Below are 15,843 nucleotides of genomic sequence, written 5' to 3' on the forward strand. Positions count from 1 at the left end.
TTGGTAAACCAGTTTGGTTGACCAAAAATAAGTATATTTGTAAGACTGACAAATATTTAACATAAATTCAATCAATAAATAAAAACATATATGAAAAATGAGAAAACTTCATTATCAAGAAGAGATTTCGTTAAACTATCATCCACAGGGTTTATGGCAATGCCCATTCTAGGGGTAGAGAATCCTTTTAAATCAGAATTATCAAATACAAACAATGAATTAGAAGTGCACTTGTTTTCTAAACACTTACAATTTCTTGATTATGAAGAAATGTCTTCCGTTGCCAGTAAACTCGGTTTTGACGGTTTAGATTTAACTGTGCGACCAAAAGGTCATGTGCTTCCTGAACGAGTTGTTGAAGATTTGCCAAAAGCAGTGGCGGCGATGAAAAAGCATGGCCTAAAAGCAAGCTTGATGACTACAAATGTGCTCGATGTAGATAATGTTGAACATAAAACTGTTTTAGAGACTGCAAGTAAATTAGGATTGTCGCATTACCGAAGTGGTTGGTTAGATTATCCTGAAGAACGTAGTATTATTGAGAGTCAACAAGTGTACGGCGCTCAATTTAAAAAATTAGAGACGTTGAATAGTAAGTTAAATTTAATAGGTTGCTATCAAAATCATGCAGGTAAACATGTTGGGGCTCCTATTTGGGATTTAGTTCCAATGTTAGAAGCTACAAACAACGAATTCTTCGGAAGTCAATATGATATTCGGCATGCAGTTGTTGAAGGTGGAAGTAGTTGGGAGTTGGGTCTTCGATTAATACGGCCTTATATAAAATCGATTGTAATTAAAGATTTTAAATGGGGTGAAGTTGATGGTATTTGGAAACCGATTAATACGCCACTTGGTGAAGGCATGGTTGATTTCAAAAGATATTTTGCGCTTTTAAAGAAGTACAAAGTGAATGTGCCAATTATACTTCATTTAGAATATGACTTGGGCGGTGCTGAACATGGCGATAAAACAATAACAATTGCTAAAGAAGAGGTTTATAAGCAAATGAAAAGTGATTTAGCTTATTTGAAAGATACGTGGCGTAATGCATAAACTATAGAAGAATGAGTAATAATCTAAATCAGACAAAAGATAAACTGCGAAAAGTAAGTACAGCAACTATAGCTACTTGCTTGTTTAAGAAAGGATTAAAAAAGCAATTTATACAAGGTGTTCAGACATTGAAACCTGGCAAGCCGACAATGGTTGGTGAAGCGTACACGTTGCGTTATATTCCAGCGCGTGAAGATTTAAATCCTTTGTCAGTTTTTAGAGATCCGAAGAATTTGCAGCGTGTAGGTGTAGAGAACTGCCCTGAGGGGGCGGTAATGGTCATCGACAGTAGAAAAGATGCAAGAGCTGCTTCCGCTGGATCTATTTTGGTAACAAGATTAATGGTTAGAGGTGTTGCGGGTATTGTAACTGATGGAGGTTTTAGAGATTCTGCTGAAATAGCTGATTTGGCAATTCCATCATATCATAATAGACCATCTGCGCCTACTAATTTAACCTTGCATCATGCAATAGCGTTAAATGAGCCAATTGGTTGTGGTGACGTTGCGGTTTTTCCAGGGGATATTTTGGTAGGAGATGATGATGGGGTAATGGTGGTGCCAAGTCAAATTGCAGATGAAGTTGCTGATGAATGTTTGCAGATGACTTTGTTTGAAGAATTTGTAATGGAGAACGTTGTTGAAGGAAGAACAATTATTGGACTGTACCCATTAACTGATTCTAAAATAGAAGCGGAGTTCGATAAATGGAAAACAGGTAGGGTTATTTAATTTTAATCGAAGAATTTTTTATTCGATAAATACAAAGTCACTCTATAGTTTAAATGAATATTGGTGGTTTCTTATGTTGTATTATTTCGCATAATTTTTTTTAAATATTTGCTTTTAAAAGGACGTAATAAAGATAATCTTATGCGTATTTAATTTGCTTAGAATATTCTAGCCAAAGCTAATTATTTGACCTTAAATCCAATAAATAATACCAATAAGTATTGTGTTTTTATTGATTTTAATAAGTTGCTAAATATTTTGAATCATGACTTTTACGGGTATTTGGTTGACAAAACTTATTTAGTGTAATTGTTGGCTCTAAATTTGTTAAAATTTGTCTCCGAATTATAAAATTATTGAATATTTATTTGGATAAAAATTGCAGCTGAAATCTGCAAGTATTAATATTTCATATTTAAATTATAATCTATTTAAAACATTAAACATTCGGTATAATTATGATTTAGATTTCAATATAAAATCATATAGTATGTTTTAGTTTTGAAATGGCACACTGAAATTAATCCATTTATGAGGTTTCATTTATGTAAATTTAGGCAGATAAATGTGATTAATCATAACAATTAACTAGGAAGCATTTGAGGAGCTAAAAACTAGCAAATATTTATATATTTTTTCTATTTAAAAAACAGAACGGTTGGTTTTTAATCTTTTAATTTTCCGTCAAAATTGTTCATTGTTTTATCAAAAAAGAGTTGAATTTTTTCTATTGTAAAAACATTGAATTATACGTTTGTTTTGTTCAATAAATAGTCTTTAAAAAATGAAATTCTTTATTAAAAATGAATTCAAATTTTACCTAATAAAAATTAATAGTAAGATAGATTTGCTGACCAAAAGCTATGTAGTGTTTTTTCAAATCTAGATTTAAAAACTGAAAAAAGAGACGATAAATAAAATACTTATAGGTATATTTTGAGTCAACTAGGACTTATAGATCGAGTGAAAATATTTGAAAATTCAACTTATTTTCTTAATGTAGATTTGTATTTAATTTTAAATACATCCAAAAATAATACCATTAATGAAATGAAGAAATTCAATTTCACTAATGATATTTACAATCTTGTTTCTGTTCTGATTTAGAGCAAATAGGTTAGTTGATTACAGCCCAAATTAGTACTGCAATGTACAGCACATACCAAATTATATATTTAATATATTTCTTAAGGTTGTAATTGTTTTGACCCATAGAAGTTTACTGTTGTGCCATTTCAAGATGAATGGTCAATTCCACATCATTACCCAATGTAGCCGTGTCATCTCCAACTTTAAAGTCCAATCTATTGACAGTTCCGGTTAATTTAAGGCCTGCTTTAAACTTTTTACTACGTTGGTCAGTGATAATGCCATTAAGTTTACCTTCTAGCGTTACAGGCTTTGTAATGCCGTGCATTGATAGTTCTCCGTTTAATTTGAATGTTTTATCTCCTGTTTTTTCAAAACTTGTAGAATTGAATGTGATAGTAGGATTTACAGGGGCATCAAAAAAGTCAGCATTACGTAAATGATTATCTCTGCGCTCATTGTCGGTGTCAATACTTGCGGTTTTAATGCTTACATTGAATGATGGCTCGCTAAATACATCATCTGCAGTAGCAGTAATTTCGAAATCACTAAAATGACCTTCAACCTCAGAAATCATTAGATGCGTAATAGCAAAACCTACTTTAGAATGTGAGGTATCTGCTTTCCATTCGCTTTGGGCTGATAAGGTCGCACATGCTATAAATAGTACTGTAAAAATTGTTTTTTTCATTTCGATAATTGTTTAATTGTTTGTTGTGTTTCTATTCTATTTTTGTTCACATGGTCTTAAAAATGTTTTTGACCAGAAAATTCCATAGCCTCACCTTTTCCAAATCCAAAGCTTACACCAAAGGTGATAAATCGACCTCTTTTGCTAAAATCACGTAAATAAGTATTGTTTGTTGTTGTAATACTTTCGCTAATTCTAGATGCAAATACATCACGAATGCTAAGGTTTAAAATGGCTTTACCTTTTAAAATTTTCTTTCTGGCGCCGAAATCCATGAAAATATTATCTGAAATTTCTGATTGTAAGGTTCTATATCCTGATTGATAGTTGCCTGTAAGCTCAATATCAAAATTTGCTGGTAATTTTATTTTGCTGGTTAAACGGGTAGACCATTGGTCTCCTGTAAAATCAAATGCAGTTCCTTCATAATTCCCTTCACGCACAAATTGGTTATAGTTAATATCATTTGTGAATGACAACCAATTATTTGGTAAATATTTAGCGTTAAATTCAATACCCGTAGTATTGTCTGTGCCAACGTTTATGGGCTTAGAAATACTAATTTGTGTGTCGTTTTCAACTATTATATCAACTACTCTTTCTACAGCATCCTCAGTATGTCTATAAAACACACCTAAATTCATTGAGGTCTTGCCTACTTTGAAAATGCTTGTTATTTCATAACTGTCTGTAAATTCAGGAAGTAAATCAGGGTTTCCGGTACGTCTATTGTTGAAATTTCGAATATTTAAAAACGGATTTAAATCCCAAAGTCGCGGTCTAAATATGCGTTTAGAATATCCTGCTTGTAAAGAAAAATCATCACTTACTTTATAAGAAGTGTGTCCGCTAGGAAAGAAATTGCTATAATGTTGATCGTTACGAGTATTGGTGTTTTGCAATAATGTACCCACATCAGTGTCTTCAAAGCGTACACCTAATTTTATTCCCCATTTATCACCTTCATAAGCTGCCGTACTGTATACACCTAATACTTTTTGAACCCATTCAAAAACATTTGTAAAGTCTGCGTTTTCAACAAAACTCCCATTTATAAAATCGCTAATCGCAAAATCATTAGCAACATCGTTTATCTGATATTGGGCTCCGGTTTCAATTGTGTATTTTTCTGCCCACGGATGGGTGTAATCCGCTTTAAATGTATATTCTGCTTGCTTGAAATCAGTACGCGTTTGTTGTAACGCATCTTCGTCATCACCAAAAGAGGTTACGTTATTATAATCAGAAGATTGGTCTTTAGCGAAGAGATTTCCTGTTGCACTAAGTAATAATGATTGGTCTTCATTACCTTCAAAGTCCTTTTTATACTGAAGTTCGTAAGAATATTTAGGGTTCGTGGCCGTGGTTAATTCATTTCGATGGAAGCTATCAGTTAATGAATTGCTTGAGTCAAATGTACTATAGTCAGCATTAGAATTTTCTTTTTCCCATTCGTATGCAAAGTTGCCTGATAGTGTTAAAACGTTTAAGTCATTAATATGATAGTCTGTACCAAGAATTAGATTGAAAAAAGTTTCATTTTTATCGCTTTGACCAATGCTACTTACATAAGAATTATCAAGAAGATTACGATTTTCCGTTTCGTTATCGCTAGGAAAAGTTCTGCGACCGAAACCCACTTGACTGAATAAATTAAATTTTTCTGTACGACGATTAAGACTTAGGCCAAGACTATGATTGTTTGGTACGCCAGTATTTAATGTTACCGAGCCGTTTAGTCCTTTTTTCTCATCTTTTTTAAGAACAATATTGATAATGCCCGATGTACCTTCGGCATCATATTTTGCTGACGGATTGGTGATAACTTCAATTCTGTCAATCATATCGGCGGTAAGTGTGCCAAGGGCATTACCTTGTTCATTCGCTATAACTGAAGGCTTTCCGTTAATGAGCATTTGAACGCCTTGGCTTCCTCGCAAACTAATTGCGCCTTCAATGCTAACATTCACTGACGGAACATTGTTTAAAACTTCTAAGGCACTAGCTCCAGTACTGCTTAAATCAGCACCTACATTAAATACACGTTTATCTAACTTAAAAACTGTTTGTGAAACTTGACCTTCAACAACAACTTCATCTAATTGTTGTGAATCTTCTGAAAGTGTAACGGTGCCTAAATCTATTTTTCCATCTACAATTGTAGGGTTCTCAATAGTTTTTTTGGTGAATCCTATAAAGCTTACTTCAATATAGAAATTAGATGCGGTAGTTTCTAGGCTGAAACCACCATCTTCTAATGTAGTTGTGCCTGCAATTGGCTTTTGGTCTGAAGAATTGGCAATTAAAACTGTGGCAAACTCAATTGGCATTCCATTATCTTCAACAACTTTACCAATAATAGTGGTGGAGTTATTTTGAGCAGTTAGAGCATTGAAATTTAAAAATAGAGCTCCTAGTAAGAGCACATAAAATATTTTGGGCATCTTTTAAATCTAATTATGGTTGATGATTCAAAGATGCCTAAAAAATAAAAGAGAAATTTCACTTTTCTGTTACCGACTGAATTAATACTGTAAACGACGTAGTATTAAAAACAATTCATTTTTTAGTGAATAGAAGTGAAATCGGGGTTGTTATAGTTTGCCAGACTAAGTCTTGCAAATTTATAGACTAAAGGCTATGTATTGATCACTTGATTTTGTGCCACCTTTGCCACCGCCACAAGCAATAACTACATACTGTTTGTCGTCTACACTGTATATGCTGGGTGTTGCATAGCCAGCTGCTGGCAATTTATATTTCCATATTTCTTCACCAGTATTTTTATCGAAGGCCCTAATATATTCGTCAATAGTTGATGCTATAAATATCAATCCGCCTGCAGTTACCACGGGACCTCCGTAATTGGCAGTTCCTGTTTTTGGAATTCCTCTTTGGGTAAGTTCTTCGTACTCACCTAAAGGTACTTGCCATTCCAGCGTCCCCTTGTTTAAATCAATAGCAGTTAATGTACCCCATGGAGGTTTAATTGCTGGATAACCTTCTGGGTCATAAAATCGATTGTACCCTGTATGGTTATATTTTGAAATTCTTTCGTTGGCTTCTTTTCCGAATTCATGTATATCTGTTGCTGTATTTTTAAGTCCGAATATGTAATTAACAACTGCTGTTTTTTCTGCTTCTGATATGTGTTTGAAACCAGGCATAAAACCACGACCGTTATTAATTATTTCTAAGGCGTCATTTGTTGTAACTCTTTCTTCGATTCCTTTTAGCGATGGATACGTGCCTGAAGCATCACCCTCCATATTTTTGCCATGACAATTAATACATCTAGATTGATAAACAAATGCACCCGGATTGTCAACTTCCTCTGTTTTGGTAGTTTCTTTTTCCTCCATGGTAATAATGCAAGGAATTTCTTTTGCATTGATAAATAAAAGTCCAGTTTCAGGATCAAAAGCAGCACCGCCCCAGCCTCCACCGCCATCAAAACCAGGAAAGACAACAGTGCCTCGTTCACTAGGTGGAATAAATGGTTCGCCAGTGCGCAAAGTTGCCAACCGTTTGGCTACCGAATCGTGTGATGCCTGAGATATATTTGTGACATCAGCCATTGTGAAATGTTGACGCGTAAATGGAGGTGGACTAATTGGAAATGGTTGTGTTAATGAAGTAAGTTCTCCTTTCAAATCAGATGGCTGTACTTTTCTTTCTTCCACCGGAAATAAAGGTTCGCCAGTCACCCTATCGAGTAAAAATATAAAGCCTGATTTGGTGTGCTGCGCAACGGCATCTATTTTCTTCCCATCGTGTTCTATTGTTATCAATGCCGGAGGTGCAGGAACATCTCGATCTATTACATCATGATGTACGGTTTGAAAATGCCAAATTCGTTTTCCTGTAGAGGCATCTAGTGCCAGAATACAATTCGCAAAAAGGTTATCGCCTAAACGGTTGCCACCCCAAAAATCGAATGAAGCAGATCCGGTAGGAACGTAAACAATTCCACGTTTTTCGTCTAAGCTCATTCCAGACCAAGCATTAGCTCCTCCAACGTTTTTATAAGCATCTTTGGGCCAAGTGTCGTAACCAACTTCTCCGGGTTGCGGAATTGTATTGAATGTCCATTCCAGTTTACCTGTATTTACATTAAAAGCTTGTATGCTGCCTGGGGCAGCATCCGCATTTTCGGAAACGCGAGTGCCGAAGATGATTTTATCTTGATATATAGTGCCTGGAGAAGTGGAAACTACGAAACGTTCTTTTGCATCCTCGCCCAAACCGGCTTTAAGTGATGTTTTGCCATTAGTACCAAAACGCTTTACAAGTTGACCAGTTTTTGCATCTAAACAGAACAAATTAGAACCAGCTGTAAAAAAGATACGGCCTTCTTTTCCTTCTTTATAATACGTTACCCCGCGATTAAAATTCATACCAAAATTTATTTCGGTATTTGGGTTATGCATCCATAGTTGTTTGCCTGTGGTAGCATTAACTGCGAATATTTTTAGTTTGGGTGAACTACCATATAATATACCATCAACGATTATAGGGTTGCATTGCATCTGCGACTTACCCTCAGCTGAAGCATCACCTGTTGAATATTCCCAAGCTACCTTTAATTGGTCAATATTTTCTCTTGTGATTTGGTTTATTGGGGAGTATTGTGCACTACTATTTCCGCCCAAATAAACAGGCCAATCATTACCAGCTTCTTTTAAAGTAGAAGACTCTGTTGTGCAATTGGTGAAAATGAAAAGCGTAATAATAATAAAATTCCATTTGCTTATTCGAGACAAAAATGGAGTAGCAATCATAAACTGGTGTATCTCGAAGTTAGCTTTTTAAAAGTTCTGATTTTCAGTTTGAAAACTAAATATAATAAACAATTTAGGCATCTTTAAATTTTAAATCAGTTTAAAATTTAAAGATGCCTAAATAAGAAAGGTTTATTTGTACTATTCTGTTACCAGAATTATAAATGCATTCGGTTTACCTAAAACCATATTTTTTCAAACCTTCATGGCTTATTTTAATAGCTTCCAAAGGTTTCATTTCATCAAAAGTTTTATCTTGTTCAACCATGTAATATTCCATTCCTGATAATTCTTTTTTAGCAAGAATCTCAGCGAAGTCGATGTTGCCGTTACCAACGGGGGCAAATCTACCTTGGTCATCCATATCTTTTACATGCCACATTTTAAAACGACCTGGGTATTTTTCAAAATATGCAATGGGGTCTGCATCTGCTGTAACAACCCAAAATAAATCCATTTGAAAGTCAACAAATTCCGGATTACAATTATCTAATAAATAGTCAATGATAACTACACCGTCATCATTCTTTTTAAATTCGAAATCATGATTATGATACAATAATTTTAATCCAGCAGCATTTGCCTTTTCACCTAAAGTGTTTAATACTTTTACAAAATCTTCGATAGTTCCATTTAAGCTTCTACCCTTACCTCCTCGGTCGTGTGCATACATTCCCATCGGCGGAATCGGAACTACAAAATACTCAAAACCTGCTGCTTTAACATCTGCCATCATGGCGTCAGCATTCTCAAGAGTAACTGAAGATTGATGACTACTCACCGGAGTTAAATCTAGATCGTCTAATAATGATTTGAATTCAGCTGGAGCCAAACCATAAAATTTACCATCAGCATAACCAGCAGCTTCAATATTTTTATAGCCTGCATCTGCAACCGCTTGAAGTGTGGTTTTAGCATCAGTGCCCATGTCATCTCTAACTGTATATAGCGCTAAGCCTCCGAAATTGGAAGTAGCTTTCTCAGTAACGGCGGTTGAATCTTCTGTAACAGCTTCTTTTTTTGCTTTGTCTTTACAGGAAACAAATGCCACAAGAAAAAAGGCGATGATTAAATGCTTTTGTAATAAATTTATTTTTAATTCTTTCATTAGTAGTGTCTTATAAGTTTTTGTTCTGCGAATTTATCTGTTTCATTTTTATTAATTCCAAAATTTGAAAAATTAATCAATTTTAGATTTCATTACCACTCCATTAATTGTTGTGTTTATAAAGTTTAGGTTTTTTACGTTTTCTAAGGCATAAGTAGAATCTACTTTTTTGATAGTTACATCTTTAAAAGTGATATTTTGAATTGGTTTTTCAGCATAACCTTTTGCTAAAATTCCATATTGACCACCATTTTCAACCTGTATATTTTCTAAATTGATATTGTCAACTTCTGGCATAAAACTACCTTCTTGAGTACCATAGATACCATAAAATAAATTGATTCTAAGCACGGCTTCTTTCACTTGACCTACTTTTATATTTCTGACATAAACATCTTTTACAAAACCCCCTCTTTTGGTATTGGTTTTAATTCGAATAGCACGGTCTAAATTAGGGCTATCCATAACACAATTTTCAACAAAAACATTTCGTACACCAGCTGATATTTCACTACCCATAACTACTCCGCCATGGCCATCAATCATTTTGCAATTTTGTACTACTATGTTTTCACTTACAATACCTACGCGTCTACCATCTTCATTTCTTCCCGATTTAATAGCAATACAATCGTCACCAGTATTAAAAGTGCAGTTTTTAATAACTACATTTTTCGAGTATTCAGGGTCACAACCGTCATTATTAGGGCCGTGACTTTCAACTGTTACACCGTCTACAGTTACGTTAGTAGATTTTAAAGGATGAATTACCCAAAATGGGGCGTTAATAATTTTTACTCCTTTAATTAGAACGTTCTCACATTCAAAAGGCTGAATAAAAGTAGGTCTTAAAAATTCGCCTTTGCCAAAAATTCGCTCTTCAACTGGAACCCCTTTTTCAGACATGCCTGCTTTTAGTTTTTCAAGGGAAGTATGTTGCTTAGGGTCACCTTCTTTCCAACCATATGAATCTTTACCACACCAAGGCCACCAGTTCTCGTTACTACCTTGGCCATTTAAAATACCGTCGCCAGTTATAGCAACATTTTTCTTTTTATAGGCATAAACTAGTGGTGAAAAGTTCATTAATTCAGTGCCTTCATAAGATGTATGAACAATAGGGAAGTCGTCTAAATTTGTGCTGAATAGAATTTCTGAATTCGCTTGAAGATGTAAGTTTACATTGTCTTCTAAATGTATTGGCCCAGTTAAGAATTTTCCGGCTGGCACAATTACTTTTCCGCCGCCATCTTCATTACATTTTTTAATTGCTTTTGCAAAAGCTTCTGTGTTTAAAGTAGTGCTGTCAGCAATTGCTCCAAAATCTAGAATATTATATGTTTTATCAGGAAAGGCTGGTGGAACGACACTTGCTAGTATCGAGTCCATTTTATCCCATGGATTACTTTTTTCTGAAGTAGTTTTTTCTTTGCATCCTATAAAAAACATCGAACTACATAAAAATAGCAATACTAATGTTTTTAGGTTGTAATATTTTTTAATTGTCATGATATTTTCTCTTAATGTGATGGTCAATTTTACTTTTATGATATATAGTTTTTGTGTTTTTAAATCAATTTCTATTGTGGTTCAACAGTATAATTTTTCAAATTCAAACGGAGACTAAAAAAAATTAATTTGTTGTTTAATTCTTTTTTAGCGCTTTAAGCTGATTTCTTGTAATCTTAAAAATAGTGCCGTGTCTTGTTCCTTCAGGAAATTTAATTTCATCAGAAATATCTTCCCAGGTTTTTAAATCACTAGAGCTTACTGCTCCGTATTTATGGTTTTTGTATTTGTCAAAATATACTATCCAGTTTCCGTTGATGTTCATTGCTGAAGGACCTTCTGCCCAATAATCACCAGTAATAGGTTCACTTGGTTTGCTATAAGGTCCTTCAAGATTTTTGCTCATAGCTACCTTTATGTTTTTTTGAGTAGGTTCAACAGTTTCATCTTTTAAGAACATTACATAAGTGTCGTCTACCTTTTTAATTGTTGCATCAATTACGTTAAAGCCATGTTCGTATAATAATTTTGTGTCTGAGAAATTTTCGAAATCAGCAGTGGTAGTATAATACATTCGATGGTTATACTTATTTTCTTTTGCGCTTTTTGGTTCAGGAAATCGACCTTCAATAGTACTTGCCCAATAAATCATATACCTATTACTAGTCTTATCATAATTAATTTCTGGTGCCCAAGTGTTTTTAGTGCCAGGCTCGTGTGCCATTACAGGTATAAATTTTTGTTCAGACCAACTGATTAAATCTTTTGATGTGGCATAGCCAATTCCTTTGTCTGTCCAACTAACCGTCCATACCATATGAAAATTTCCATCACCACCATTAATTATGCATGGGTCTCGCATTAAGTTGTCTTTACCTACTTTAGGTGTTAAAAAAGAGGCGTCATTTTTAAGTGATTGCCATTTGTATCCGTCTTCACTATAGGCCAAGTGAAGACCGTCTTCGCCATTTCCTTTGAAATAAGAAAATGCATAAACAGTGTCGTTCTTAATATAATTTTTTTCTAAAAACCATTTTTCAAGACTCTTCGGCCAATCTGTATTTGTGCCGGAATTACCAAGACCAAAGCCATGACCACCATTTTCGTAAATATGCATTTCTACGGGAATATTATTTTGTTTTAGTGCAGTGTAATACTCAATGCTATTTTCTACGGGTACAGCTTTATCATCTGTTGCATGAACTAGAAAAGCAGGTGGTGTTTCAGTTGTAATTTGACTTGCATTGGAATACCATGAAATCAATTCTGCGGAAGGATTTTCGCCAATTAAATTTTTCCTTGAACCTTGATGTGTTGTACCATTTTTCATTGATACTACCGGATATATTAAAACCGAAAAATCAGGCCGTGCACTAAGATTGTCTTCCTGAGTATATACTTTGTCATTATAATGGGTTGATAGGGTAGAAGCTAAATGACCGCCAGCTGAAAATCCTAAAATTCCAATTTTATCGGTATTTATATTCCATTTTTTTGCGTTGCGTCGTACTAATCGAATGGCTTCTTGTGCGTCTTGTAAAGGGCCTTTAGATTTATCTTTCATTGTTTGGTTAGTAGGCATTCTGTACTTTAAAACAAAAGCTGAAATGCCTAATTTGTTTAACCATTGGGCTACTTTGTAACCTTCTTTTTTAATTGCTAAATGTGAATAGCCTCCACCGGGACAAATAATTACCGCAGTTCCATTTGCTATTTCAGCGTTTGCTAAAAATGGAGTAATGGTTGGGTTAGAAACTTTGCCTATTCCACGAATATCGCCTAATGCATCATGGGTATATGATTCAATATACTCCTTGTTTTCTATAGCATCAGGTGCACCATTTGGCCACAAAGAAATAACCGAGTTTTGTGAAAGTCCTACAAATGAAATTAGTAACAATAAAGTGGTACATGTCAATTTCATAATTCTCATACTAGTTTTCTTTTTGTGTTTTTAAAGGAATTAAAGATACATCATTCAAAAGACCAGAAGGAGTAGGTTTCCAAAGCGTGGCGTCAAATTTTTCATAATCTTTATTCACCATGTTTATTTCATGAAATATTTTCCACTCTTCACCGCGCATTTCTTTTGCTCTAATACGGTTGGCTGGCAAGTTGGTCACTTCAATACGTATGTTGTTTTGACCCTTCTTTAAATTATCGATTTGAATTTCAAAAGGATTTGCCCAAACAGTGCCAATATATTTTTCATTTACCCACACTTTAGCACTTTCCCTTACATCGCCTAATTTCAATTTCCAATTTTGAATAGTTTCATCTGGATTTGTAAACGTAGTTTCATATTGCGCAGTACCAGAAAATGCTGCTTCTTTATTGCCAAATGAAGTCCAGGATTCTAAAGTTGTTAAAGTTTTAGGTTCAGGCAATTCTGGTCCACCTTCAAGAAAACGAAGTTGCCAATCGCCTTTTATAGGATGTTTTATTTCTGATTCTACAAAATATTGCCATTTTGGTGCGTCTGAAGTTTTTTCTGTTTTTAGAAATAGAGAGCCTCCTGATGGTATAGAAAGTTGTACTATGGTTGTATTGTTTTGAATATTCGAATTTGCCTTGCCAATTTTTAAGGATAATGGGTCGTATAACAATACATTTTCTGAATTAAATTGAAATGGAAAATTTCCGTTAATAGTTTTAGAAGTATGATTAACCAAAAAGTATAATTTTTCACCGTCAATAGTTCTTCGAATATATTTTAGGCCAGAATCTACAATGCTTTCTGGGAATATGTTGGCAGCAGCCAAAGTGTTGTTAATAGATTTTTCGACTTTTACTAGCGATTTATTTTCCGAAATCAAATTTGCTAAAACTTTGTTTTTTTCTTGTAAATCACCATAACCCGGAACTGTTTCTGGTAATCCTTCAAAAATAATATTCGCCCCTTGTTTTTTAAGTTCAATTAATTTTGTCAAGGTTGCCAATGGCATATTATCTGTATCTGGCACAATAAGGCTTTTATAATTTCCGCCTGATGTCTTTAAAAGAGAATTTTCGAAACTAAGTTGCGTTACAAATCGGTCAGAAATAAAATCTGTACCGTAACCTTCTTTAGCAAGGTTTGTAGCAAGATTGTAAAATGGGGTGTTATGTAGCCATTCATCTAATGAATGAATTTTGAATTGAAAGAAAAGGTTGCCATTGTGCAAATTATCCCATTCATCATAAATTGGCCAATACAATAAAACATCATTGTCTGGTGCACCAGTTTGCAACAATTTTTGGCAATTTTCAAGATATGAAAATAGGGCAGATGCATTTTTCCAAATTGTATTGTTTTTATTGAAGTTTACAGATGCATAAAATTTCCATCCAGGCCATGCTGCTCGCTCTGGAGAATATGTTGATCCATGTAGAAAAATATGATTAACACCACTAAGAAGTAAATCTTCTGCTTCTGGTTTGCATTGCGATAATGCGCTTTTGAAATGATCACGAAGCCAAGTAAATGTCTCTGAAGAAACTAAAGGTTTGCCCGAAATATGAGCAGCAGATGAAGAAAATTTTAGCATAACCGGGTCAGCATCACCTTCTCTAATATCTTCTTTTTCTCTTCTAAAACCCGCAATGTCATACGGCATAGATCCAAAGGTTTCACATTCTGGAATATCCGCAGCAGCGTAATAATCTATAAGGTTTCCTGGTGAACCGTGCGCTTGTAGTCTAGATTTTAAACCGCGTTTGTTTGCCCAAGCTGTCCACGGTTCATCAAATTCTGTTAAAAGTAAATCAGAAATGGTTTCTCTATAATCGCTTTTAATTCTGTTTGATAAATCTGTGTCCGATTTAGAAAATAATTTCTGAAAATGTGGTTTTAAATTATAACCTCTATTTTTTAAAAAATGTTCAAAAAAATTAGGAGTAAAATCAGTGTGATACACTTCGTAACTATCATTGAATATTGCTCTTAGTCCGTTACCATTTTTTGATAGAGCTTTATCAAAACAAGACAAATATTGCTCTAGAGCAGTTTTTGAATAATGGTCTACCGTGTAACCTTGTCCACCAGGAGCAGCTCGTTTAACTTTCTGTCCCGTTTTTCCAGTAAAAATTTTATACAAGGTATAATCCGTTTTCTTAGCTTTCCAATTTAAGCTGTTGTCTTTAAGATTAGAAGTTAAATCTAAATAGCTACCATCTTTACCATAGGCAATTACATAATTTAATTTTGCGCTAAGCGTATCTTTTGGATTTGAGGGAATTATTTTTTCGGAAAAACGCGCCCCTTTTTTAACTACTATACTATCAACAATTATACGTGTCGCGGCATTCTCAATGGTAACCTGTGGTCCGCCGTAAGGCCATCCAGTACCTAAAGTCATATCTACCTGTAAGCCTAGGCTATCCGCGGTTGCTATGGTGTAATCTAGCATTTCAAGCCATTGTGGCGATAGAAATTTCAAATAATTATCTTCTTCTCCTTTTACCCCGTAAATTGGTGCAATTTCAACACCACCTAAGCCCGCGTTTTGAATTGCAATAAGATTTTGTTTGATACCTTCTTTATCTACCGCATTACCCATCCACCACCAACGCGTCCATGGTTTTGCCGTATTTGAGCCAGAAATTTCATTAAAAAATGAGTTTTGACCTTGAGATTGAAAAACAATAAGGAATGTGATTATAGGTAGAATGAATTTAAGAATGTTGGTTTTTATAAAAAGCATATAATTTCAATTTAGACTTAAAAACGGCTTATTGTCAAGTAGTTGTATTGATTTAAATAAAGCCGACTTTAGACTTGAATAAATATTTTCGAATGCTATCAAATATAAATTAATGTTGCTCAATAGCTGTTCCGAACTGTTATGGTTTTCAGTGTAGTAATTACAGAGATGGTTTTTAGATATTTTGGTATCTTAC

General features: G+C 34.3%; 9 protein-coding genes. 2 read left to right on the forward strand and 7 right to left on the reverse strand.

All coding sequences use genetic code 11. The annotated features are described in order from the left end of the window. The first annotated feature begins 90 nt into the window (after positions 1 to 90). Positions 91 to 1,056 carry a sugar phosphate isomerase/epimerase family protein gene (locus JQC67_RS06510; RefSeq protein ID WP_203252020.1) on the forward strand — a complete coding sequence of 322 codons (966 nt, stop codon included), beginning with the start codon at positions 91 to 93 and terminating at the stop codon, positions 1,054 to 1,056. Positions 1,057 to 1,067: 11 nt separating this feature from the next. Next, positions 1,068 to 1,787 (forward strand): ribonuclease activity regulator RraA, encoded by a 720-nt coding sequence (locus tag JQC67_RS06515; RefSeq protein ID WP_203252021.1) that lies wholly within the window; start codon positions 1,068 to 1,070, stop codon positions 1,785 to 1,787. Positions 1,788 to 3,006: 1,219 nt separating this feature from the next. Here JQC67_RS06515 and JQC67_RS06520 read toward each other — a convergent pair. From JQC67_RS06520 to JQC67_RS06550, 7 genes are all read right to left on the reverse strand, one after another. After that, the gene (locus JQC67_RS06520) at positions 3,007 to 3,567 is read right to left on the reverse strand and encodes a YceI family protein (RefSeq protein ID WP_203252022.1); all 561 of its coding nucleotides are present in this window, start codon (positions 3,565 to 3,567) and stop codon (positions 3,007 to 3,009) included. A 56-nt stretch (positions 3,568 to 3,623) separates the two neighbouring features. Continuing rightward, complete coding sequence (locus tag JQC67_RS06525) at positions 3,624 to 6,011, reverse strand: TonB-dependent receptor domain-containing protein (RefSeq protein ID WP_203252023.1); 2,388 nt, start codon at positions 6,009 to 6,011, stop codon at positions 3,624 to 3,626. Between the two features lie 180 nt (positions 6,012 to 6,191). After that, entirely contained in the window at positions 6,192 to 8,348 is a 2,157-nt protein-coding gene (locus tag JQC67_RS06530; RefSeq protein WP_203252024.1) for an outer membrane protein assembly factor BamB family protein, read from the reverse strand. Between the two features lie 175 nt (positions 8,349 to 8,523). Then, positions 8,524 to 9,456 (reverse strand): sugar phosphate isomerase/epimerase family protein, encoded by a 933-nt coding sequence (locus tag JQC67_RS06535; protein WP_203252025.1) that lies wholly within the window; start codon positions 9,454 to 9,456, stop codon positions 8,524 to 8,526. A gap of 72 nt (positions 9,457 to 9,528) precedes the next feature. After that, entirely contained in the window at positions 9,529 to 10,965 is a 1,437-nt protein-coding gene (locus tag JQC67_RS06540) for a glycoside hydrolase family 28 protein (protein WP_203252026.1), read from the reverse strand. A gap of 136 nt (positions 10,966 to 11,101) precedes the next feature. Beyond that, positions 11,102 to 12,898 (reverse strand): prolyl oligopeptidase family serine peptidase, encoded by a 1,797-nt coding sequence (locus JQC67_RS06545; RefSeq protein ID WP_238934508.1) that lies wholly within the window; start codon positions 12,896 to 12,898, stop codon positions 11,102 to 11,104. 1 nt (position 12,899) lies between these two features. Then, positions 12,900 to 15,647 (reverse strand): glycosyl hydrolase, encoded by a 2,748-nt coding sequence (locus tag JQC67_RS06550; protein ID WP_203252027.1) that lies wholly within the window; start codon positions 15,645 to 15,647, stop codon positions 12,900 to 12,902. Positions 15,648 to 15,843: the final 196 nt, after the last annotated feature.

It is taken from the genome of Aurantibacter crassamenti (genome assembly GCF_016811105.1).
In the GTDB taxonomy this organism is placed as follows: Bacteria; Bacteroidota; Bacteroidia; order Flavobacteriales; family Flavobacteriaceae; genus Aurantibacter_A; species Aurantibacter_A crassamenti.